The following is a 23,104-nucleotide window of genomic DNA, read 5'->3' on the forward strand; positions in this document are numbered from 1 at the left end:
ATCGTATGCAAGGTTTTGAACATTTAGAGGAAGAATTGCAGCAAATGAAAACGGACAGTGTGTTTCGCTCGCTTATTCCGCTCGAAACCGATCAAGGTGCGAAAGTGATGATTAACAGCCGGGAGATGATCCAGCTGTCGTCAAATAACTATTTGGGGCTTACAACGCATCCGCGTCTCAAGCTGGCAGCTGTAAGAGCAACTGACAAGTACGGCGCAGGCACCGGGAGCGTCCGCACGATTGCCGGAACGTTTACAATGCATGAGGAACTGGAACAAAAGCTGGCTGAGTTTAAACATACGGAAGCTTCGCTTGTTCTGCAATCCGGTTTTACAGCGAATCAAGCGGTTTTATCATCGATATTATCAAAAGAAGATGTCGTTATTTCCGATGAACTTAATCATGCTTCGATTATTGACGGGATTCGTCTGACGAAAGCGGCGCGAAAAATTTACAGTCATGCGGATATGACAAGTCTTGAAAGTGCACTTGAAGCGTCACAGGATTACCGAAAGCGGCTCGTTGTGACCGACGGGGTATTTTCCATGGACGGAAATATTGCACCGCTTCCGGAAATTGTTGCATTGGCGGAGAAATACGACGCCCTTATTATGGTGGACGATGCGCATGCGAGCGGCGTTCTCGGCCGCAACGGCAGAGGATCAGTTGATCATTTCAATCTGAATGACCGTGTGCACATTCAAGTCGGCACATTAAGCAAAGCCGTAGGTGTGCTCGGCGGCTATATTGCCTGTCCGCAAACAGTCAGGGATTACTTGATTCATAAAGCGAGACCGTTTCTTTTCAGCACATCTCATCCGCCGGCGGTGACAGCGGCCTGTTCTGAAGCAATCGATGTATTAATCGATGAACCGGAACGTATCAGCCGTCTGTGGGAGAATACCGCGTATTTTAAAGAAGAACTGTTAAAACTGGGCTTTGATACGGGCAAAAGCGAGACACCGATCACGCCGGTTGTCACAGGTGACGAGAAAAAAGCGCATGAACTATCTGATAAACTGGCTGATTACGGGGTGTTTGCCCAAGGGATCGCGTTTCCGACGGTGCCGAAAGGTCAAGCGCGCGTCAGGACGATCGTCACGTCGGATCATACGAAACCTTTGCTTGATGAAGCGTTGGCTGCCTTTGAAAAAGCAGGAAAAGAATTGGGGCTGATTTGAGCGAACATTCTTTTGCCGGATTGTTTAAGAGCCAGACAATTGTCTGGCTCTTAAAGTGTTGACAAAGTCATGACATCGATTGATGTCCTATTAAAAAGAACGGATGACTACGCATCGTCAGGCTTCTTTCCTGCGGGCGAGCGCCGAGCCGCTTCGGGCTGATGCCCTGCAGGGTCTCGCCTGTCTCGCTATCCCGCAGGAGAAAGCCGGAATGCTGGGTCATCCTCTTTTTTGAAGCGAGTGTATTCATAAAAAAGAAGCCATGCATCCACTCCTCCGACGCCTCCGGGAAAGCAAGAGACAAAGATCCGGATTCGGCGGCCTCAGACCGCCGAATCCTAGCTGAGTCCTTGCCCGGGGCAAGCGGAGGGTAGTGGATTCATGGCTGACATAAAAATATAGTTTGTCTACAGTCTGAGAGCCAGACGATTGTCTGGCTCTTTTTCACGCAGTTTCAACTGTTGTACAATCTGCGTATACACTTTATAATTTAAAGTTGCGGACCTATTTATAAAGGAGACGAGAGATGTATGAATGAAGAGCAAAAAAACGAACAAATGCGTGCAGTAGAAGAAGCTTCTTCCGCGGACAAAAAATCCGGACAGGAAAAAGACTACTCGCAGTATTTTCAAACGACATATACACCGCCTGACCTGAAACAAGCCAAGAAGCGCGGAAAAGAAGATGTCGATGTGCATTATGATTTTACGATTCCTGACGACATGAAAGAGATCGGTGTCGGAAAGAAATTTTTAATTCGGACATACGGCTGTCAAATGAATGAGCATGATTCAGAAAACATGGCCGGGATTTTACTGGAGATGGGCTTTGAATCGACAACGTTTCAAGAAGATGCTGATATTATCTTGCTGAACACGTGTGCGATCCGTGAAAATGCGGAAAATAAGGTGTTCGGTGAAATCGGCCATCTAAAGGCGCTGAAGAGGGAAAAGCCTGAGCTGATTATCGGTGTTTGCGGCTGTATGTCGCAAGAGGAGTCGGTTGTAAACCGTATTTTGGAGAAACATCAGCAAGTCGATTTAATTTTCGGGACACACAATATTCATCGCCTGCCGGAATTGATTAAAAACGCGATTTTTGAAAAAGAGATGGTTGTTGAAGTTTGGTCTAAAGAAGGCGATATTATTGAAAATATGCCGCGGGCCCGCAAAGGAAAAATCCAAGGCTGGGTAAACATTATGTACGGCTGCGATAAATTTTGCACATACTGTATTGTGCCGTTCACCCGCGGGAAAGAACGCAGCCGGCTTCCGGAAGATGTTATCGAAGAAGTCAGGCATTTGGCTAGAAACGGATATAAAGAGATCACACTGCTCGGTCAAAATGTTAATGCGTATGGCAAAGATCTCGTTGAACGTAACTACCGCTTGGCTGATTTACTCGATGAAATCCGGCAAATCGGGATTCCGCGCGTCCGTTTTACGACGAGCCACCCGTGGGATTTTGAAGACGAGTTGATAGAGGTGTTAGCTAAAGGCGGCAATATGATGGAACATATTCATTTGCCGGTTCAAAGCGGAAATAACGATGTATTAAAAATTATGAACCGCAAGTATACGCGTGAGGGCTTTATTGAACTGGCAGGAAAGATCCGTAAAGCAATGCCGCATGCGTCGTTTACAACAGACATCATCGTCGGTTACCCAAATGAAACAGAAGAACAGTTTCAAGATACGCTGTCTTTAATGACAGAAATGCAATTCGACGCAGCTTATACGTATATCTATTCTCCGCGCGAAGGAACGCCGGCTGCACAAATGGAAGACAACGTGCCTAATGAAGTGAAAAAAGAACGTCTGCAGCGTTTAAACGCCGTCGTGAACGATCTTTCAAACAAAAGCAATAAAAAGCTCGAAGGCGAAATTGTTGAAGTGCTTGTCGAAGGAGAAAGCAAAAAAAATGCAGAGGTTCTGATGGGCCGTACGCGGACAAATAAGCTCGTCAATTTCCGCGGCGAAAAATCTTTAATCGGTCAACTAGTCAATGTGCGGGTCACAGAAGCAAAAACATGGTCTCTCGATGGCGAAGTTGCTGAAACGGCAGGAGTGAAATAACAATGAGCGAAGGATATACGAAAAAAGAGATTATGGAAGAATCACGCAAGCTTGCCGAAAAAATTGCCGAAACCGAAGAAGTCGACTTTTTCAAACGTGCTGAAGCACAAATTAATGAGCATTTGCGTGTACAGGAAATCATCGGACAGATCAAATTGCTGCAAAAAGAAGCCGTTAATTTAAAGCATTATGAAAAGACAGAAGCCTTAAAAGAAACAGATGCGAAAATTGATGCGCTTCAAGATGAGTTGGATGATATCCCGCTCGTGCAAGAGTTTAAACAATCTCAAGGTGAAGTGAATGATTTGCTGCAAATGGTAAGCAATACGATTTCGAATACTGTCACGCAAAAAATTGTTGAATCGACCGGCGGCGATCTCTTAAAAGGCACGACACAAAAAAGCCCGTTTGACCGCTGATAATTCAGTTACCAGCTAAACGAGAAGGCTGTTTTCCTGCGGGAAAGCAGCCGTTATTCGTGTCATGAAAATCCATACAGCTGTGCTATAATGTAACACACAGTCTATGTTGGGCAGAAAATAATGATTGGATGATAACGATGGCAACAACTCCGATGATGGAACAGTATTTGCAGATTAAAGAGGAATACCAAGATGCGTTTTTATTCTTCCGCCTCGGCGATTTTTACGAGCTATTTCATGATGATGCGCTGCTTGCCGCGAAAGAATTGGAGATTACGCTGACAGGCCGCGGAAAAGGGGAAGAAAAAATCCCGATGTGCGGGGTGCCTCACCATTCATCGAAACAATACATTGCAACGCTGATTGACAAAGGGTATAAAGTGGCGATTTGTGAACAAACGGAAGATCCCTCTCAGGCAAAAGGCGTTGTCAAACGTGACGTCGTTCAAGTCATTACCCCCGGAACAGTGATGGAAACGAACGATTTGGGCGCAAAAGAGAACAATTACATAGCAGCCATTTGTGAGGATGGTTCAGCGCATTTCGCGATGGCTGCAGCAGATACGACGACGGGCGAAATGTTCGTAACGAAGCTGGAAAGTTATCCTGCTCTTGTCAGTGAAGCATCCGCATACCGTCCGAAGGAAATTGTCGTATCAGATTCTTTATCGAAAGCGATGCAAGCTCAGCTGGAAACGGACCTTGCTGTAACGTTGTCATATGCGGACGCGGCTGAAGACGGACGCAAAGAGAATTTGAGCGACCCGGCTCTGCAAAATGCTTTCGGAATCTTAATCGGATACTTGAACTATACAATGAAGCGTTCACTCGATCATTTGCAAGAACCGACGTTTTATTTGCCGCAAGAGTTTATGACGATCGATCAGCATTCAAAGCGGAATCTGGAGTTAAGTGAAACACTTCGTGACAAAACGAAAAAAGGTTCGCTCCTCGGTGTGTTGGATCGCACGTCGACGGCGATGGGCGGACGTTTGTTAAAGCACTGGCTTGAAAAACCGCTCGTAAAAGAAACAAGCATAAACGAACGTCACTCGTTAGTCGCAGCACTGATCGATCAATTTTTCACGCGAGAAACGCTGAAAGAGCAGCTGCGGGGGGTTTATGATTTAGAACGGCTCGCCGGACGCGTCGCGTTCGGCAATGTTAACGGCCGTGATCTGCTACAGCTGAAACAATCGCTCGGCTGTATTCCGGAAATGCTCGAGACAGTGCGCTCGCTGAATCATCCCGGGGCTGATCAAATGATTGCTCATGCGGATGAAGCGCGCCCGCTGAAAGAACTGTTGGAAGAAGCCATTCATGAAAACTGTCCGGTCAGTATTACAGAAGGGAATGTAATTAAAGACGGCTATTCTGAACAATTGGATATTTACCGTGATGCGATGACAAACGGCCGAACGTGGATCGCTTCACTGGAGAGGCAAGAACGGGAAATCACCGGGATTAAATCGCTGAAAGTCGGCTTTAACAAAGTATTCGGTTATTATATTGAAGTGACGCGCGCAAACCTTCCTTATTTGCCGGAAGGCCGTTACGAACGGAAGCAAACCCTGGCCAATGCTGAGCGGTATATTACAGAAGAACTGAAAGAGAAAGAACGGACAATCCTTGAAGCGGAAGAAAAAAGCGAAAAATTAGAACACGAGCTGTTTTTAGATATTCGCGAACGGGTGAAAGCGTACATTCAGCCGCTGCAAGATTTGGCGCGGATCATCAGCACGTTCGATGTTTTAACAAGTTTTGCGGACGTTTCCGAAGATAGGCGGTTTGTCCGGCCGTCGTTCAACCAAGCAGGGCGTCTGGACGTTTCTTCCGCCCGTCATCCGGTCGTTGAGACGATGATCGATCAGGGGAAATACGTGCCGAATGATATTTGTATGAATGGCAGCCGCGAGATGCTGTTAATTACTGGACCGAATATGTCCGGCAAAAGCACATATATGCGCCAGCTGGCGTTAATAGCGATTATGGCGCAGGCGGGCTGCTGCGTTCCGGCAGATAAAGCGGATTTGCCGATATTTGATCAAATATTTACCCGGATTGGAGCGGCTGACGATTTATCCCAGGGCCAGAGCACGTTCATGGTGGAAATGATTGAGACGCAGCACGCCGTTAATAATGCAACGGAAAACAGTTTGATACTGTTAGATGAGATCGGCCGCGGCACCTCAACGTATGACGGGATGTCGCTCGCGCAATCGATTATTGAATATATTCACAGCCATGTTCGGGCTAAGACGCTGTTTTCGACGCATTATCATGAGTTGACCCATCTGGCCGGAAAGCTTGACCGGCTGGAAAATGTTCATGTCCGGGCTAAAGAAGAAGACGGCAATGTCGTTTTTCTTCATCAAGTCATGGACGGACCGGCTGATCGCAGTTACGGGATTTACGTTGCTCAATTAGCCGATTTGCCGGACGAAATTATTTCGCGCGCCAAACATATTTTAGCAGAATTTGAAAACGGTGCAGGCGCAGAAGGAACTGAAGAACAAACGAACGAACAAAAAGCTGATCAAATTCCGCTTTTTCAAATCGAACAAGGAAACAGTGAGGAAGAATTGCCGGCGCATCTTGAAGAAATAAAAGCCGAAATAGCCCGGTTTAATTTACTTCAAACGACGCCTTTGGAAGCTATGCAGCTCCTGGAGAGGCTGCAGCAGAAATTAACTGACAGCTGATGGTTTAGCAGGAAAGGAGGCCGCAGATGAACGCGATTCACCAGCTCGATACATTTTTATCGAACAAGATTGCCGCCGGTGAAGTGGTCGAACGGCCGGCTTCTGTTGTGAAAGAGCTTGTAGAAAATGCCGTTGATTCCGGTTCCGCACAGATCAGGATTGATACCGCAGAAGGCGGTCTGGCGAAAATCCGCGTTCTCGACGACGGCGGCGGTATTGCTTCTGAAGATATTGCGCTCGCATTTTCCCGGCATGCCACAAGCAAAATTTTTGCAGACGAAGATCTGTTCAGGATTAAAACGCTCGGTTTTCGGGGAGAAGCACTGCCGAGTATTGCATCAGTTTCAAAAGTTACCCTCCGCACGAGTACGGGAGAAAAAGACGGGGAAGAGGTGTTTATCGAAGGCGGCGAAATCCGCGAACGAAAAACAGCGGCGCTTCGGCGCGGGACGGAAATTACCGTAACGGACTTATTTTACAATACTCCGGCGCGATTGAAATATTTGAAGACGGTTCATACAGAACTCGGTCATATTTCCGAAGCTGTCAACCGCATTGCCCTTGCCCATCCGGAAATTGCATTCACACTGACGCATAACGAGAAAACGTTGCTGCAGACGGCCGGCAACGGCGACATTGCCCGGGTCATTGCAGCGATATACGGTACGTCGATCGGCCGAAAGCTGTTAAATATCGAAGCGGAAGACTTGGATTTTCAAGTAACCGGTTATATTGCCAAACCGGAAGTGACCCGGGCCAACCGTAATTACATGACGACGATTATTAACGGCAGGTTCGTTAAAAATTACGCGCTCTATAAAGCCGTTCAAGACGGATTTCATACCCTTTTGCCGATTGGGAAATTTCCGCTTGTCGTGCTCCACATTGAGATGAACCCGCTTCTCGTTGACGTAAATGTTCATCCTTCAAAATTGGAAGTGCGGATCAGTAAGGAAAAGGCGCTCCAAGATCTGGTTAAAAAGGCGGTTCAAGAACGGCTGCAAAAAGAACGGCTCATACCGGAAGCAGAAACACCGCATCCTGTTCACGGTGAAGGGGGAAAACCGCTTCGAACCGAGCAGCTGAATTTAACGTCGAATCAGCCGGCGCCTTTTTCCGAACCGATCAAGGATCCGCCGCTTGAACACGTTAACCGGGGAGATGCCGCCGGCGAAACGGTGCATGAAGAACAGGAAGATTTACACGCATTATCCGCGCCTGAGCCTTTAGATCAAGGCGGAGACAACGAAGACCGTCAAGCAGACAACATTGCCAAACCGCCTGATGAACCGCCGTCTTCAAAAGTTCCTGAACTGGAACCGATCGGGCAGCTGCACAGCACGTACATTGTCGCTGAAAATGAAACCGGTTTGTACTTGATTGATCAGCATGCCGCCCAGGAACGAATTAAATATGAAGAATTTCGCGAAAAGTTGGCTTCGGCCGCGAAAGAAACACAAGAACTTCTGGTTCCGCTGACGATTGAATGCACAACATCCGAAGAAATGCAGATTGAACAGTCGCGTTCATGGCTTGAAGACGTCGGACTCGAGCTTGAACCGTTCGGCAAAGGCACGTATATTGTTCGTGCTTGTCCGACCTGGTTTCCGCAAGGTGAAGAAGAAGCGATCATTTTTGAAATGATTGAACATTTAAAGCAGCTTGACCATATTCATATCGGCAAAATCCGTGAAGAAGCTGCGATTATGATGTCATGCAAAGCGGCGATCAAGGCGAATCACTTTTTAAGAAAAGAAGATATGCGTTACTTGCTCGATGACTTGCGTGCATGCACAGAACCCTACACGTGCCCGCACGGCAGGCCGATTATTGTTCATTATTCGGTCGGCGAAATCGAACGGATGTTTAAACGAATTCAATAACGTGTGAAAGAGGGAAAATGAATGAACGAACACGCGCCGCTTCTTGTCATTATCGGGCCGACAGCTGTTGGGAAAAGTGAAACGTCGTTAAGGGCTGCGGCTGAATTAAACGGCGAAATAATAAACGGCGATTCGATGCAAGTCTATCAAGGAATGGACGTCGGGACCGCGAAAGTATCGGCTGAAGAACGCAATCTGATTCCTCATCATTTATTTGATATTTGCACACCGCAAGACAACTTTTCGGTTGCCGACTTTCAACAGGAAGCGAAACGGGCGATCGCGGATATTCACAGCCGGGGCAAATTGCCGATTATTGTCGGAGGCACCGGACTTTATGTCAGCGCGGTGATTTATGATTACCAGTTTTCTTCGTCAGGCGAAGATGAAACGATTCGCAAGCGACGGGAACAACAAGCAGCTGAATACGGTGATCTGTGGCTTCATGGGGAACTGCAAAAAGTCGATCCGGAAAGTGCAGCACAAATTCATCCCCACAACAGACACCGAGTGATTCGAGCGCTTGAAGTTTATGAGCGGACGGGCCGGCCGATCAGCGAGCGGGCAATGGAAGCGAAAACTTCGCCGTATGATGTTCGTATCATCGGTTTGACGATGGACAGAGAGCAGCTGTATGCGCGGATTAATGCACGTGTCGACCAGATGATTGAAAATGGACTGCTTGATGAAGTGCAAACGCTGCTTGAACACGGTTACCGTGAAACAAAAGCAATGAAAGGAATCGGTTATAAAGAGATGATCCCGGTTATTGACAAAACCGTGCCGCTGGCGGAAGCTTCTGAGCAGTTAAAACGAAACACGCGCCGGTTTGCGAAGCGTCAATTGACGTGGTTTCGAAACAAAATGGACGTGGAATGGTTTGATTTAACGGGAAACAGGGAAGAAAAGATAGAAGAAATCATTGCACGTCTAAAATGATGCTGTAAAAAGAAGCGGTTATTGCGGCGGCACAATGAACAGGGGGCGTGAAAGAAATGAAACAGCAGCCGGTAAATATTCAGGACCAGTTTTTAAATCAATTGCGTAAAGAGAATATGCCTGTGACAGTTTTTTTATTGAACGGATTTCAATTGCGCGGTCATGTGAAAAGCTTTGATAATTTCACTGTCATTCTAGAGACTGACGGAAAGCAGCAGCTGATTTATAAACACGCAATTTCCACGTTTTCGCCGCAGCGAAATGTTCAGCTCTATCAGGACAAAACACAGCCGGCTAACGACGCTGACTGATCATATTCCGACTGAGCTAAGCCTGGCAGCGCCAGGCTTTTTGACTGTTCCGATCCCAAAGATAAAAAGACGAGGTGGCCTATGATCGAAACGAATAAGTCGATTAAAAAAGAACAGCCCGCGGTTCTTGCAGGAGTAATGAGAAAAAAAGCGAAGGAAGAAGATTTTCAGCACCGGATGGAAGAGCTCGCATCCTTAACGAAAACAGCGGGCGGTAAAGTAGCGGCGAAAGTTACTCAAGCGTTGGAACACCCGCATCCGTCCACTTATTTCGGCAGCGGTAAATTAGAGGAATTGGCCGCTGTTTTTGCCGAGACAAATGCGGAACTGATCATCATCAACGATGAATTAACCCCGTCGCAGCTGCGGAATTTAACGAATAAGCTCGATGTTTTAATTATTGACCGGACACAGCTGATTCTCGATATTTTTGCGAAGCGGGCGCAATCGAAAGAAGGAAAGCTGCAAGTCGAACTTGCTCAGCTGAATTATTTGCTTCCCCGGCTGCGCGGACAAGGACATGTATTAAGCCGTCTTGGTGCAGGGATTGGGACACGCGGTCCCGGGGAAACGCAGCTGGAAATCGACCAGCGTCATATTCGCCAGCGGATGGATGACATCCGCAAACAGCTCGATAATGTCGTGAAGCACCGCGAACGCTACCGCGAGCGGCGGAAAAAAAATCAAGTGTACCAGATTGCGCTTGTCGGTTATACGAATGCTGGGAAATCGACACTGCTGCATCGACTTGCCAATGCGGATATTTTAATTGAAGACCAGCTGTTTGCGACACTTGACCCGACGACAAAACAAATCAAACTGCCGTCAGGTATGCAAGCTGTTCTTACCGACACCGTCGGTTTTATTCAGCAGCTTCCGACATCTTTGATTGCAGCTTTTCGCTCAACATTGGAAGAAGTAACGGAAGCGGATTTAATTTTGCATGTTGTCGACGGCTCTCATGCAGATGCGCTCAACCACGAGTATTCTGTCAATGAACTGCTGCATGAACTTGGAGCTGACGCGATTCCTAAATTGACCGTATATAATAAAAAAGATCAAATGAAGCGTGACTTTATCCCGCCTTCAAATGATCCGTCCGTCGTGATTTCCGCTATGGACGAAGCTGATTTGCAGAAACTTTTAAAGGAAACGGAGAACAGCATTTTATCGTCTTTTATTCCTTACTATACAAAAGTTGATGCATCGGACGGAAAATTCCTTCACCGGCTGAGAGAAGAGACAATTACAGAAAAACAGCACTTTGATGAAGAAGCAGCCCAGTATTTTGTTAAAGGCTACGTCGATAAAAACGCGCGTATTTACGATGAAATTATCAAGCGCAGTGCTGAACAGGAGGAAGAGTGAATGACTAGTGAGATCGATCGATGGAAAGAAGAAGCTGAAGCAGCATTGCAGCCTCTTTTTACAGCACGAAATCGGATTGCTGAAAAAAACCAGCGTAAAGTATTAGAGGCATTTCGTGCCGAAGGTGTGTCAGATTTTCATTTTGCCGGTTCGACAGGTTACGGCTATGACGATCAAGGAAGAGAAAAATTAGAACATATATACGCCCGTGTATTTGAAGCCGAAGCGGCGATTGTCCGCCCTCAGCTGATCTCCGGTACGCACGCGATCAGCACCGTACTGTTTGGCATTCTCCGTCCCGGTGATGAAATGGTTTATGTCACAGGAAAACCGTATGACACTCTGGAAGAAGTGATCGGCGCTGATGATCAAGACGGAAGCGGTTCGCTGCGCGATTTTGGGATTTCTTACCGCGAAATCCCGCTTAAAACTGACGGCCAAGTCGATGTCGGCGCGTTTTATAATACGCTTACGTCAAACACGAAACTCGTCGGTATTCAACGTTCGCGCGGTTATGATGACCGTCCGTCGTTAACCGTTTCTGAAATCGAGACGATCATCGGCCGCATCCGTGAAACGGCACCGCAGGCGGTGATTTTTGTCGATAACTGTTACGGGGAATTCGTTGAAGAACGTGAACCGACTCAAGCAGGAGCAGACATCATCGCCGGATCATTGATTAAAAATCCGGGCGGAGGATTGGCGAAAATCGGCGGTTACATAGCAGGCAGACGCGAATTGATTGAACGGTGCGGAAACAGATTAACGGCTCCGGGAATCGGCTTGGAAGGCGGACCGACTTTGCAGACGATGACGGATTTTTACCAAGGTTTTTTCCTTGCTCCGCACGTCGTCAATGAGGCTATGAAAGGTGCTTTGTTCACCGCGCACTTGCTCTCTTCAGCCGGCATGGACGTTTCCCCCCGGTGGGATGAACCGCGGACCGATTTAATTCAATCGGTCGCTTTCCCGGACGCGCAAGCAATGATCGCTTTTTGCCAGTCCGTTCAGGCGGGTTCGCCGGTAGATGCGCACGTAACGCCGAACCCGAGTCAGATGCCCGGTTATCAGAGCGATGTCATTATGGCTGCAGGGACATTCGTCCAAGGATCAAGCATTGAATTGACCGCAGACGGGCCGATTCGTCCTCCGTACCGAGCTTATATCCAGGGCGGCCTGACCTTTGAACATGTAAAAATTACCGTAACCGATGCGTTAAAACAGATTAATAAACAATAAGAAAAGAGAATATTCTCTTTTCTTATTGCAAATATATGACAACGCTGTCATTAGCGGTAAAAGCGATGAAACCAGCTGAAGAGAAAAAACTTTTGAGATCTGTCAGATAATTTCTCTGTCAGATAATCTGACAAAGGCCTACACTTTTTGACGGAACTTCGTTATTATTTACACATCGAACAAAAGAACACTTTTCAGCAAAATTTTTTGAAAAGATGGATTCTTTTGAATTATTGATTATTTCCGTGGTTATGACGGAAGCTACTATTTAAAGGAGGCGTACAAACAGATGAGCAACTATTCGAAAGAAGACATTCTACGCATGGCTAAGGAAGAAAATGTCCGGTTTATCCGGCTGCAGTTTACCGATTTATTAGGGATTATTAAAAACGTGGAAATCCCGGTCGATCAATTGACGAAAGCGCTGGATAACTTGATGATGTTTGACGGATCATCGATTGAAGGGTTTGTCCGGATTGAAGAATCGGATATGTACTTATACCCTGATTTGGATACATGGGTGATCTTTCCTTGGACACCGGAAAAAGGGAAAGTTGCTCGTCTCATTTGCGACGTGTATAATCCAGACGGAACGCCATTTGCCGGAGATCCGCGCGGTGTCCTTAAACACGTTATGAAGCAAGCAGAAGAACTCGGATTTACCGATTTCAACATCGGTCCGGAGCCGGAATTCTTCCTCTTTAAAAACGATGAGCGCGGTGAACCGACACTTGAACTGAACGATAAAGGCGGTTACTTCGACTTAGCGCCGACGGATCTCGGTGAAAATTGCCGGCGTGACATTGTGCTCGAACTTGAAGACATGGGCTTCGAAATTGAAGCGTCTCACCACGAAGTCGCACCTGGGCAGCACGAGATCGACTTTAAGTATGCAGACGCCGTCACGACGTGTGATAATATTCAAACGTTTAAGCTTGTTGTCAAAACGATTGCGCGCAAGCACGGATTGCACGCAACATTCATGCCGAAGCCGCTCTTCGGTGTCAACGGAAGCGGCATGCACGCGAATATGTCGTTATTCCGCGGAGAGAAAGAAAACGCATTTTATGATGAAAACACAGAAAGCCAGTTAAGCGAAACGGCGATGCAGTTTTTAGCGGGGACGCTTAAGCACGCTTCGGCGTTTACGGCGATCACGAATCCGACGGTCAACTCCTTCAAACGGCTTGTTCCAGGCTACGAAGCGCCGTGTTACATTGCCTGGTCGATGCGCAACCGTTCACCGCTTGTCCGTATTCCGTCTTCGCGCGGCATCAGCACACGGATTGAAGTCCGCAGTCCGGACCCGTCGGCCAACCCGTACTTGGCGATGGCAGCTATGCTCGCTGCCGGTCTTGACGGCGTGAAAAATAAGATGACACCGCCGTCGGAAACAGACCGCAATATTTATGCAATGGATGAAGACGAGCGCAAAGCGGAAAAAATCGAGGCGCTGCCTGAAACGCTTAAAGGTGCGATCGATGCGTTGAAAGAAAATGATGTGATTTTGAAATCTCTCGGCGAGCATGCCGTTGAACACTTCATTGAAGCAAAAGAAATTGAATGGGATATGTTCAGAACGCAAGTTCACCCTTGGGAACGCGAGCAATATATGCAAATGTTTTAATCAACATCCTCCGGCACAAAACCGTGCCGGAGATTTTTTTCATCTGTAAGCAGGATAATAAAATTTTTTTACAATTATTTGTTTGGTTTTTGCCGGGACGGGGATAGACAGGTAGGCACTTAAAAATAGGGAGGGGATGGTTATGAAGCATGTGATTCAGCCTTGTCTTTGGTTCGATAATCATGCAAATGAAGCGGCGGATTACTATTCACACGTGTTTCAACAATGCACAGTATTATCCGCATCGCCAATGACCGTTCAAATTGAAATTGAAGGACTGCCGTTTACGCTGTTAAACGGCGGTCCGCATTTTACTCCGAATCCGTCGATCTCGTTTTTTATCACGTACGAGTCGGAGGCGGAATTGGATGCCGTTTGGAACAAACTGTTGCCGGGCGGAGAGTTGCTGATGCCGCTTGCAGAATACGAGTGGAGTAAAAAATACGGATGGATCCAAGACCGTTACGGAATTTCATGGCATCTGTCGCTGGGCCGGATCAGTGATACCGGCCAAAAAACCGTGCCGTTTTTGCTGTTTGTCAACGAACAATACGGCCTTGCAGAAAAGGCGGTTGATCACTATACAGCGATATTCGATGATTCGTTCATCGACGGCATTCTCCGCTACAGTGAAGAGGAACGGCCCGAACGTGCCGGCTCTGTAAAACATGGTCAATTCGGATTGAAAAATGAAAAATTTATGATCATGGAAAGCAGCGACGACCACCGGTTTTCCATGAATGAAGCGATATCTTTGATTGTTTACTGTAAGACACAAAAAGAAGTTGATTATTACTGGGAGCAGTTAACGAGAGGCGGACGCGAAGTGCAATGCGGGTGGCTGAAAGATGCGTTTGGCGTTTCGTGGCAAGTGTGCCGGTGCAATTGATCGAGCTGTTGAAAGATCCGGCCAAGCAAGAGCGGGTGATGGACGCCTTCATGCAAATGAAAAAAATTGATATTGCCAAGTTGGAAGAAGTGTAAAGCGGTTAATATAAAACAGGGACATTCTGAGAATGTCCCTGTTTTAGAGGAGGGAAGTAAGTTGAGCAAACTCCTCCGTGATTAATGAAGCGAACGGAAAACGCCGACAACTTTTCCGAGAATTTGCACATTATCGAGAATAATCGGCTCAAGCGTCGTATTTTCCGGCTGCAGGCGGAAATGATCCTTTTCTTTGAAAAAACGCTTTACAGTCGCTTCGTTTTCATCCGTCATAGCGACGACGATCTCGCCGTTAGCGGCCGTGTTTTGCTGCTGGACGACGACGTAATCGCCGTCGAAAATCCCCGCTTCGATCATCGAATCTCCGGAAATTTCCAGAATGAACGATTCTTCATTATGGACGAGTGTTGCCGGCATCGGCATGTATTCCTCGATGTTTTCAATCGCAGTGATCGGTTCGCCGGCAGTGACTTTTCCGATCACAGGCACTTGAATCGAGGCAGTTTCGCTTGCAACTTCGTCATTTTCCTCACCGATTAATTCAATCGCTCTCGGTTTTGTCGGATCGCGGCGAATATGCCCTTTCTTTTCCAAGCGGGCTAAATGGCCGTGGACCGTTGAACTGGAAGCGAGACCGACAGCTTCGCCTATTTCACGAACAGAGGGCGGATACCCTTTTTGTAATACCTCGCCGCGGATATAATCGAGGATAGCCTGCTGTCTGGCAGAAAGTTTCTTCATAGTTATGCACCTCATTTGTAAGGGATGGTCTTTAAGGGCGTTTCAATTATTCATAACCAAATTGTAGCATGAGAACAGATGTTTTACAAACATCCGTTCTATTTTCCCTTGACACGAACAAGCGTTCTTAGTAAGATTTATAGGAACACACATTCTTGTTTGGAGGGGATTTTATGTTTAACGAAGTAATGAAACGGGCGAAAGACGGGAGTCTTTTCGTGTTCGCAGTTTCTGTGTTATTGTTTTCGTGGACATGGATAACGGACGGAGGTGCCGAAGAACCAGATTCGCTGCCGACAGAAAGTTATCAAATCTCCGAAGGCGAATCCCTTTGGATTATTGCTGAAGAAACCGCGGATTATACCGAGATGAATATCGAACAGACGATCGATTGGATGATGAAACATAATGATATGGAATCGGCTAAAGTTGTTTCTGGAAAGACAATTGAAGTGCCGATTGAAGTGAAAGGGGTAGCAGGTGAGTGAAAGGAATCGTTTATTGCCGGGTAAGCACTGAAAAAGAAGAACAGGCGTCTTCGCTTAAAAGACAAGAACGCGAGTTAACGGCAGCTGCTGAACAATGGGGAATAACGGTTGTTAACGTTTTAAGCGACCAGTCGTCCGGATACGACACCGAGCGCGAAGGTGTATTGCAGACGCTTGATGATTTCCGTGAAGAGAAGGCGGATACATTGCTCATTACTGATGAAACACGGCTCGGGCGCGGCAATGCACGGATTGCATTGATTCATCAGCTGAGAAAAATGAACGTCACCATTTTCACGTTGCAACACAGCGGAGAAATTGCTTTATCCGAAGCCGATACCATGGTACTCGATATTGTTTCCGTCGTAGAAGAATATCAGCGAAAACTGCACAATGCTAAGATAAAGCGCGGAATGCAGGCTGCTATTGAAAGAGGGTATCAGCCGGGAGAAAACTTGAAGGGGTCGCAAACGCACGGAGGAAGAAAAAAGAAAGACGCGCCGCTAGAAGAGATTATTCGCTTGCGGCAGCGCGAGTGGACGTTTCATGACATTGCTGTTGCTTTGCGCGGCCAAGGTTACAGTTTGTCAAAAGCGACAGCGCACCGGCGCTATCAAGAGTATGTAAACCGTACTCAATCAGAGCAGAAAACTTGATTCAAGTACTGATTTCTATTAGAATGAAACGAAATTCATAGGTTATGGAGGGAATTTTGTGCTCGATCAAGCTAAAATTACACGGATTAACGAATTAGCCCGTAAATCAAAAAACGAAGGTCTTAACTTAAAAGAACAAAAAGAACAAAAAGAGCTTCGAAGTGAATATTTGAAAAATGTCCGCAAGTCTTTCAAAAACCAATTGAAATCGGTGAAAGTTGTGGATGAAGAAGGGCAAGACGTGACGCCGGAAAAGTTAAAAGAAGAAAAACGAAACTCCGGATTGAATCATTAAATAAAAACGGCAGGGGCTGAATTCTCCTGCTGTTTTTATTTATGCAGATGTTTTTGCAAAAGTTTTATTAAAACGCTGTTGTCTAACCTTGTCAGAACATATATGATAGAAATAGTGATTGTATTCTATCAAGAAAAGAGAGGTTGATGTCAGATGTCAGTTCAATTGGATGACTTGGCAGTTAATACGGTGCGGACGCTTTCAATCGATGCGGTTGAAAAAGCAGCTTCCGGTCACCCCGGCTTGCCTATGGGAGCAGCTCCGATCGGGTATAAGGTTTTTACTGAATTTATGAAGCACAATCCGGAGAATCCGCAATGGTTTAATCGCGACCGGTTTGTTTTATCTGCAGGACACGGATCGATGTTATTATACAGCCTTCTTCATCTCTCGGGTTACGATGTAACACTCGATGATTTGAAAGCGTTTCGCCAATGGGGAAGCCGCACGCCGGGCCATCCGGAATTTGGACACACCCCAGGAGTCGAAGCTACTACCGGACCGTTAGGCCAAGGGCTCGCAATGTGTGTCGGTATGGCGATGGCTGAAAAACATTTGGCTGGTAAATACAATACCGAAGACTTCAATATCATCGACCACTATACGTATGGGTTATGCAGTGACGGCGACTTAATGGAAGGCGTTGCAGCTGAAGCGTCTTCTTTGGCAGGTCATTTACAGCTTGGAAAATTGATTCTGCTTTATGATTCCAATGACGTATCGTTGGACGGCGAACTCAATCAAGCTTTTTCGGAAAATGTTCTGAAGCGTTATGAAGCTTACGGATGGCATGTTGAATACGTCGAAGACGGCAATGATCTTGAAGCGATCGGTAAAGCGATTGAAAACGCTAAAAATGATGAGCGGCCGTCGATGATTGAAGTACGGACGGTGATCGGGTACGGCTCGCCGAACAAATCAGGCAGCTCCGCTTCGCACGGCGCTCCGCTCGGTGAAGATGAAGTGAAGCTGGCAAAAGAATATTACAAGTGGGAGTCTGACGAAGCGTTCCATATTCCGGACCGCGTGCGTGAACACTTTGCTGAACTGAAAAAGCAAGGTTCCGCGAATGAAAATGCATGGAACGAACAATTCGCCCGTTATAAAGAAGCTCACCCTGAACTGGCGGCAGAATTGGAACAAGCAATAAACGGTGAATTGCCGGCCGATTGGGCTGACAATCTGCCGGTTTATGAAGAAGGCGATAAAGAGGCGACACGCGCAACCGGCGGTGAGGCGGTAAATGCGCTGTCAAAATCTGTCCCGTCTCTGTTTGGCGGTTCAGCTGATTTGTCTGTGTCGAATAAAACAATGATTAAAAATGAGCAAGACTTTGCGGCGAACAATGCAGCAGGGCGAAACATTTGGTTTGGCGTGCGTGAATTTGCTATGGCGGCAGCCGGAAACGGCATGATGCTTCATGGCGGCTTGCGGCCTTACGTTTCGACATTTTTTGTCTTTTCCGACTACCTGCGCCCGGCGCTTCGTCTTTCGGCATTAATGGGGGCACCGGTTACGTACGTGTTCACACATGACAGCATTGCTGTAGGCGAAGACGGCCCGACACACGAGCCGATTGAACACCTCGCTTCATTGCGTGCGATTCCTAACCTGTCTCTTATTCGTCCGGCAGACGGCAATGAAACGGTCGCAGCCTGGAAAATAGCGCAAGAAAACCGCAAACAGCCGACAGCGCTTGTGTTAACACGTCAAGGGCTGCCGACGCTTCCGGGCACGAAAGACGCTGCCTATGAGGGTGTTCGACGCGGAGCTTACACGGTTTCAGAAGCAAGCGGCCAAGTGGACGGTTTACTGTTGGCTACCGGTTCGGAAGTTTCTTTAGCAGTGGAAGCGCAAAAAGAACTCGAAAAAGACGGTATCCATGTTTCGGTCGTCAGCATGCCGAGCTGGGACCGCTTCGAAGCGCAGCCGGCTGATTATAAAGAACAGGTGCTGCCGAAATCTGTTAAAACACGTCTGGCAGTTGAAGTGGGCGCCCCGATCGGTTGGGAGCGTTACACCGGCGATCAAGGTTCTGTACTGGGAATCAACGGCTATGGCGCTTCAGCACCGGGCGACCGTATTATGAAAGAATACGGTTTTACAGCGGAAAACGTAGCTGCACGGTTTAAACAGCTGATCGAAAAATAAGTATAAGCAAACGATGAAGCGGGCATTCGCAACGTGCGGGTGCCCCTTCATCTTTTGTTTTGCACATTTCAAAATGAATCTTCCCAATCACAGCACATTCATGTATAATGAACAGGGTTGTTTGAAAGAATGAAATGCAGATGTAAAGGAGGTCAACGCCGATGTGGGTTAATATTTTAATCGGTGTCATTGCACTGTTGGCAGGACTTGCCCTCGGGTTTTTTATCGCCAGACAGTACATGATGAACTACATGAAGAAAAATCCCCCTATTAATGAGCAAATGCTTCGCACGATGATGATGCAAATGGGGCAAAATCCTTCACAGAAAAAGATTAATCAAATGATGAAGGCCATGCAAAGCCAGCAAACAGATGATAAGAAACCGAAAAAGACCAATGATAAGCAACAGAAAAAGAAGAATTAACACTCCGATTTGGGGTGTTTTTTCATATAAGATTCTTTAACGAAATAACCGGCTGCGGGGAGGGCGGGACATGCGTGTCTTTTTAGAATTAAAATGGTATTTTATCCAAGAACGTCGGCGTTACAGTCTTGGGATTTTAATATTAGCGTCGGTGTCGCTATTGTCGCTGCTTCCTCCTTATGTTGTCGGGATGATCGTCGACCATATTGATCAAAATACGCTCACGCCGCAAATTCTGTTCAATTGGATGACCGCTCTTTTTGGCTTGGCTGTTACGGTGTACATACTCAGATATATTTGGCGGATTATGATTTTCGGGTCATCGATTCGCCTTGCCAGGCAGCTCCGTAACGACCTGTATGAACATTTTACGAAACAGTCAGCGCGTTTTTTTCAAACGAAACGCACTGGCGATTTAATGGCACATTCAACCAATGATATTCGGGCCGTCGAGCAAACAGCCGGCGCAGGAGTGTTAACGCTCGTTGACTCTTTAACACTGGGCGGATTTGTCATTATTACGATGGCGGTATCGATCAGCTGGGAACTGACGATAATTGCGCTTTTACCGATGCCGTTGATGGCGTTAGCCGTCAGTAAATACGGTTTTATGCTCCATAAACGTTTTTCCGGTGCTCAAGCGGCCTTTTCGCGGTTGAATGATAAAGTCCAGGAGAGTATGAGCGGTATCCGCGTAACGAAAACATTCGGAAATGAAAAAGATGACGTCGCGGCTTTTCGGGATGAATCGGCAAACGTCGTTAAAAAAAATATCGATGTAGCCAAAGTGGATGCCCTTTTTGATCCGACGATTATGCTGATCGTCGGAAGTTCGTATTTTCTTTCAATATCCGCCGGGGGATACCTTGTCGTCAATGAAACATTGACAATCGGACAGTTGACGAGTTTTAACGTCTATTTAGGCATGCTGATTTGGCCGATGCTTGCTTTTGGCTGGCTCTTTAATATTGTCGAAAAAGGCCGGGCGTCGTACGGAAGAATCCGCACAATCCTTCAGGAAGAACCTGACATAGAAGACCGTCGCAATGCTGTAAACACCCCGCCGCGAGGTGATATTTTCTTTGACATAAAGCGGTTTTATTTTTTTGAGGACCAAAAGCCGGCGCTTGAAAACATTTCAATTGAATTACCCCGCGGTCAGACATTGGGGATTGCCGGAAAAACCGGTAGCGGTAAATCGACGCTTGTCAGAACACTGATTCGCGATGCGGAAATCCAAGACGGGACGATTTATTTTGCCGGCTTGCCGATTGCAGAGTACACACTGGATGCGCTGCGATCATCAGTCGGGTACGTCCCGCAGGATCATTTTTTGTTTTCCGCGACGATAGCCGATAATATAGCTTTTGCCCGCCCGGATGCATCGTATACGGAGATTATCAACGCGGCTTCATACGCAGCGGTGCACGATGATATCACTGCATTTAAAGATGGTTATGAAACCGTTGTAGGTGAACGCGGCGTAACCCTTTCAGGCGGACAAAAACAGCGGATTTCCATTGCCAGAGCGCTTTTGGCTGATCCGGAAGTATTGATTTTGGATGATTCATTGTCAGCGGTGGATGCGAATACGGAAGAGATGATTTTAACTAATTTGCGTACGCTGCGCAACGATAAAACGACGATTATTACTGCTCACCGGCTAAGCGCGATCCAACATGCCCGGCAAATTGTCGTGCTTGAGAACGGCCGGATCGCCGAACAGGGAACACACAGTCAGCTGATGCAAAAACCCTCATGGTATCGCCGCATGTATGAGCGTCAACAGTTGGAATCGTTAATTGAAAAGGGCGGTGATGATCTATGATTGAACGTCACCGCCACTTAATGACCCCGTTAAACCAAAAAGAAACATTCAAACGCTTGATGGGTTATGCAAAAACTCATTGGAAAAAGCTTGCTATCGCGCTTCTTCTTTTGCTCGGCGGGACGGCTTCGGAACTGATCGGCCCAATTTTGATTCAAATATTTATCGATGATTACTTAACGCCGCGGGAGTTTCCGCAAAATGAACTAGTCATGCTCGGTCTGCTGTATATTGTTTTACATCTCGGCGCGGCCGGGATGAATTACGTGCAAATGCTGTTTTTTCAAAAAGTTTCGCTGGAAATCATTCAGTCGCTTCGGATCGATATTTTCGCAAAAGTTCAAAGCCTCGGTTTGTCTTTTTTCGATCAATTTCCTGCCGGAGGTCTGATCAGCCGCATTACAAATGATACGGAACAAGTGAAAGAACTTTATATCAGCGTTCTCGGGACATTTATTCAAAATATTGTCTTTTTACTCGGGATTTTTGTTGCGATGTTTTATTTAAACCCGCAGCTGGCGTTGTTCTGTTTAGTTCTGATTCCGCTGATTATCGGGCTGATGCTTTTGTACAAGCGGTTCAGCTCGCGGTACTATGCGCGTATGAGTGAAAAACTGAGTGAGTTAAACGCTCGTTTAAATGAGTCGATTCAAGGTATGGCGGTCATTCAAATTTTCCGACAGGAGCGCCGGATGCTGCGGGAATTTAAAGCAGTCAATGAAGATCATCACCAAGCGTGGCTGAAAAGCATTAAATTGGACGGACTGCTTCTGCGCCCGGCAGTCGATTTTATTTCGATCGCCGCGCTTATCTTCATTTTGTCTTATTTTGGCATCACTTCGTTCGATCAGCCGGTTGAACTCGGCGTTTTATATGCATTCGTGAACTATTTGGACCGTTTTTTTGAACCGGTCAATCAGATTATGCAGCGCTTATCGGTATTTCAGCAAGCAATGATTTCTGCAGGACGGGTCTTTCGTTTAATGGATCATGACGAACCGTCGCCGGGGCAAAAAGGAACAGGTTCGCCGGTTATTAACCAAGGCAACATTATATTCGAAAATGTGTCTTTTTCGTATGACGGACATGAAGATGTATTAAAAAATGTCTCATTTACGATTCATGAAGGGGAAACATTAGCGATTGTCGGCCATACAGGGAGCGGCAAAAGCAGCATTATCAATTTGCTGCTAAGGTTTTATCCGTTGGAAAGAGGAGAAATTTACATCGACGGTGTAGCGCTGTCCCGTTACAATAACAAGGAACTGCGGGAGAAAATCGGCCTCGTTTTACAAGATCCGTTTTTATTTGCCGGCGATATATCTTCGAATATCCGGTTATACGATCAGCGTTTAACGGATGCAGATGTGCAAAAAGCAGCCGAGTTTGTCCGTGCTGATCGCTTCATCGAAAATTTAACCGGCGGATACGCCCACCCCGTAGGTGAACGGGGGACGACATTTTCCGGCGGTCAGCGGCAATTAATCGCGTTTGCCCGCACGATGGCGAAAGCACCGAAAATCCTCGTTCTCGATGAGGCCACAGCCAGCATTGATACGGAAACTGAAGAAGATATTCAGCATGCGCTGGAAAATATGCGCAAAGACCGGACGACGATTGCGATCGCTCACCGCCTTTCGACGATCAAACATGCAGACAAGATTTTAGTGATGCATCAAGGAGAAATTGTCGAACAAGGCACACACGAAACGTTGATCGCAGAACAAGGTTTATACGAAAAAATGTACCGTTTGCAAAAAGCGTATTAGCAGCCGGTGCCGCACAGCAGTAAAACACTCCCGTCAGCGGGGGTGTTTTTTAGGGTATC

General features: G+C 46.8%; 20 protein-coding genes. 19 read left to right on the plus strand and 1 reads right to left on the minus strand.

Features of this window, described 5'->3' with window-relative positions; all coding sequences use genetic code 11:
- Positions 1–5: 5 nt before the first annotated feature.
- The 12 genes from EDD67_RS07465 (at position 6) to EDD67_RS07515 (ending at position 14,636) form a co-directional block, all read left to right on the plus strand.
- The gene (locus EDD67_RS07465; protein WP_121439612.1) at positions 6–1,181 is read left to right on the plus strand and encodes a glycine C-acetyltransferase; all 1,176 of its coding nucleotides are present in this window, start codon (positions 6–8) and stop codon (positions 1,179–1,181) included.
- A gap of 103 nt (positions 1,182–1,284) precedes the next feature.
- The gene (locus tag EDD67_RS14155; protein ID WP_280524548.1) at positions 1,285–1,416 is read left to right on the plus strand and encodes a hypothetical protein; all 132 of its coding nucleotides are present in this window, start codon (positions 1,285–1,287) and stop codon (positions 1,414–1,416) included.
- Positions 1,417–1,711: 295 nt separating this feature from the next.
- Entirely contained in the window at positions 1,712–3,256 is a 1,545-nt protein-coding gene (gene miaB / locus EDD67_RS07470) for a tRNA (N6-isopentenyl adenosine(37)-C2)-methylthiotransferase MiaB (protein WP_121439610.1), read from the plus strand.
- Between the two features lie 2 nt (positions 3,257–3,258).
- Positions 3,259–3,675, plus strand: a complete 417-nt coding sequence (locus tag EDD67_RS07475) for a YlbF/YmcA family competence regulator (protein ID WP_121439609.1) — start codon at positions 3,259–3,261, stop codon at positions 3,673–3,675.
- 140 nt (positions 3,676–3,815) lie between these two features.
- Complete coding sequence (gene mutS, locus EDD67_RS07480) at positions 3,816–6,380, plus strand: DNA mismatch repair protein MutS (protein WP_121439608.1); 2,565 nt, start codon at positions 3,816–3,818, stop codon at positions 6,378–6,380.
- 26 nt (positions 6,381–6,406) lie between these two features.
- Positions 6,407–8,263 carry a DNA mismatch repair endonuclease MutL gene (gene mutL, locus EDD67_RS07485; protein ID WP_121439607.1) on the plus strand — a complete coding sequence of 619 codons (1,857 nt, stop codon included), beginning with the start codon at positions 6,407–6,409 and terminating at the stop codon, positions 8,261–8,263.
- Between the two features lie 21 nt (positions 8,264–8,284).
- Positions 8,285–9,202 carry a tRNA (adenosine(37)-N6)-dimethylallyltransferase MiaA gene (gene miaA / locus EDD67_RS07490; RefSeq protein ID WP_121439606.1) on the plus strand — a complete coding sequence of 306 codons (918 nt, stop codon included), beginning with the start codon at positions 8,285–8,287 and terminating at the stop codon, positions 9,200–9,202.
- Between the two features lie 56 nt (positions 9,203–9,258).
- On the plus strand, positions 9,259–9,513 hold the full coding sequence (gene hfq, locus EDD67_RS07495; protein WP_093074423.1) for an RNA chaperone Hfq: 255 nt from the start codon (positions 9,259–9,261) through the stop codon (positions 9,511–9,513).
- Between the two features lie 81 nt (positions 9,514–9,594).
- A complete protein-coding gene (hflX, locus tag EDD67_RS07500; RefSeq protein ID WP_121439605.1) occupies positions 9,595–10,881 on the plus strand; it encodes a GTPase HflX in 1,287 nt (428 codons plus the stop codon).
- Entirely contained in the window at positions 10,882–12,120 is a 1,239-nt protein-coding gene (locus tag EDD67_RS07505) for a methionine gamma-lyase family protein (protein ID WP_121439604.1), read from the plus strand.
- A 289-nt stretch (positions 12,121–12,409) separates the two neighbouring features.
- The gene (gene glnA, locus EDD67_RS07510) at positions 12,410–13,747 is read left to right on the plus strand and encodes a type I glutamate--ammonia ligase (protein WP_121439603.1); all 1,338 of its coding nucleotides are present in this window, start codon (positions 12,410–12,412) and stop codon (positions 13,745–13,747) included.
- A gap of 142 nt (positions 13,748–13,889) precedes the next feature.
- Positions 13,890–14,636 carry a VOC family protein gene (locus EDD67_RS07515; protein ID WP_199739593.1) on the plus strand — a complete coding sequence of 249 codons (747 nt, stop codon included), beginning with the start codon at positions 13,890–13,892 and terminating at the stop codon, positions 14,634–14,636.
- Between the two features lie 176 nt (positions 14,637–14,812).
- Here EDD67_RS07515 and lexA read toward each other — a convergent pair whose 3' ends face one another.
- A complete protein-coding gene (lexA, locus tag EDD67_RS07520) occupies positions 14,813–15,433 on the minus strand; it encodes a transcriptional repressor LexA (protein WP_121439602.1) in 621 nt (206 codons plus the stop codon).
- A gap of 173 nt (positions 15,434–15,606) precedes the next feature.
- Between lexA and yneA the strand changes: the two genes are divergently transcribed.
- The 7 genes from yneA to EDD67_RS07555 all read left to right on the plus strand — a co-directional run bounded on the left by yneA (position 15,607) and on the right by EDD67_RS07555 (position 23,045).
- Positions 15,607–15,921 (plus strand): cell division suppressor protein YneA, encoded by a 315-nt coding sequence (gene yneA, locus EDD67_RS07525; protein WP_093074411.1) that lies wholly within the window; start codon positions 15,607–15,609, stop codon positions 15,919–15,921.
- Complete coding sequence (locus EDD67_RS07530; RefSeq protein WP_093074408.1) at positions 15,918–16,577, plus strand: YneB family resolvase-like protein; 660 nt, start codon at positions 15,918–15,920, stop codon at positions 16,575–16,577. The genes yneA and EDD67_RS07530 overlap by 4 nt, the downstream gene beginning before the upstream one ends.
- A 58-nt stretch (positions 16,578–16,635) precedes the next feature.
- Entirely contained in the window at positions 16,636–16,872 is a 237-nt protein-coding gene (locus tag EDD67_RS07535; protein ID WP_093074406.1) for a DUF896 domain-containing protein, read from the plus strand.
- Between the two features lie 153 nt (positions 16,873–17,025).
- Positions 17,026–19,023, plus strand: coding sequence for a transketolase (tkt, locus tag EDD67_RS07540; RefSeq protein ID WP_121439601.1), 1,998 nt, complete (start codon positions 17,026–17,028; stop codon positions 19,021–19,023).
- A gap of 161 nt (positions 19,024–19,184) precedes the next feature.
- Entirely contained in the window at positions 19,185–19,448 is a 264-nt protein-coding gene (locus EDD67_RS07545; protein WP_121439600.1) for a YneF family protein, read from the plus strand.
- Positions 19,449–19,518: 70 nt separating this feature from the next.
- Positions 19,519–21,276: an ABC transporter transmembrane domain-containing protein gene (locus tag EDD67_RS07550; RefSeq protein WP_121439599.1), complete on the plus strand. Its 1,758-nt coding sequence runs from the start codon at positions 19,519–19,521 to the stop codon at positions 21,274–21,276.
- Positions 21,273–23,045, plus strand: coding sequence for an ABC transporter ATP-binding protein (locus EDD67_RS07555; protein ID WP_121439598.1), 1,773 nt, complete (start codon positions 21,273–21,275; stop codon positions 23,043–23,045). The genes EDD67_RS07550 and EDD67_RS07555 overlap by 4 nt, the downstream gene beginning before the upstream one ends.
- The last annotated feature ends 59 nt before the right edge of the window (positions 23,046–23,104 follow it).

This window comes from Salisediminibacterium halotolerans (assembly GCF_003814815.1).
Lineage (GTDB): Bacteria > Bacillota > Bacilli > Bacillales > Salisediminibacteriaceae > Salisediminibacterium > Salisediminibacterium halotolerans.

Coding starts and splice junctions, on each gene's coding strand:
- EDD67_RS07465 (WP_121439612.1), top strand. CDS start 6: ATGCAAGGTTTTGAACATTTAGAGGAAGAATTGCAGCAAATGAAAACG.
- EDD67_RS14155 (WP_280524548.1), top strand. CDS start 1,285: ATGACTACGCATCGTCAGGCTTCTTTCCTGCGGGCGAGCGCCGAGCCG.
- miaB (WP_121439610.1), top strand. CDS start 1,712: ATGAATGAAGAGCAAAAAAACGAACAAATGCGTGCAGTAGAAGAAGCT.
- EDD67_RS07475 (WP_121439609.1), top strand. CDS start 3,259: ATGAGCGAAGGATATACGAAAAAAGAGATTATGGAAGAATCACGCAAG.
- mutS (WP_121439608.1), top strand. CDS start 3,816: ATGGCAACAACTCCGATGATGGAACAGTATTTGCAGATTAAAGAGGAA.
- mutL (WP_121439607.1), top strand. CDS start 6,407: ATGAACGCGATTCACCAGCTCGATACATTTTTATCGAACAAGATTGCC.
- miaA (WP_121439606.1), top strand. CDS start 8,285: ATGAACGAACACGCGCCGCTTCTTGTCATTATCGGGCCGACAGCTGTT.
- hfq (WP_093074423.1), top strand. CDS start 9,259: ATGAAACAGCAGCCGGTAAATATTCAGGACCAGTTTTTAAATCAATTG.
- hflX (WP_121439605.1), top strand. CDS start 9,595: ATGATCGAAACGAATAAGTCGATTAAAAAAGAACAGCCCGCGGTTCTT.
- EDD67_RS07505 (WP_121439604.1), top strand. CDS start 10,882: ATGACTAGTGAGATCGATCGATGGAAAGAAGAAGCTGAAGCAGCATTG.
- glnA (WP_121439603.1), top strand. CDS start 12,410: ATGAGCAACTATTCGAAAGAAGACATTCTACGCATGGCTAAGGAAGAA.
- EDD67_RS07515 (WP_199739593.1), top strand. CDS start 13,890: ATGAAGCATGTGATTCAGCCTTGTCTTTGGTTCGATAATCATGCAAAT.
- lexA (WP_121439602.1), bottom strand. CDS start 15,433: ATGAAGAAACTTTCTGCCAGACAGCAGGCTATCCTCGATTATATCCGC.
- yneA (WP_093074411.1), top strand. CDS start 15,607: ATGTTTAACGAAGTAATGAAACGGGCGAAAGACGGGAGTCTTTTCGTG.
- tkt (WP_121439601.1), top strand. CDS start 17,026: ATGTCAGTTCAATTGGATGACTTGGCAGTTAATACGGTGCGGACGCTT.
- EDD67_RS07545 (WP_121439600.1), top strand. CDS start 19,185: ATGTGGGTTAATATTTTAATCGGTGTCATTGCACTGTTGGCAGGACTT.
- EDD67_RS07550 (WP_121439599.1), top strand. CDS start 19,519: ATGCGTGTCTTTTTAGAATTAAAATGGTATTTTATCCAAGAACGTCGG.
- EDD67_RS07555 (WP_121439598.1), top strand. CDS start 21,273: ATGATTGAACGTCACCGCCACTTAATGACCCCGTTAAACCAAAAAGAA.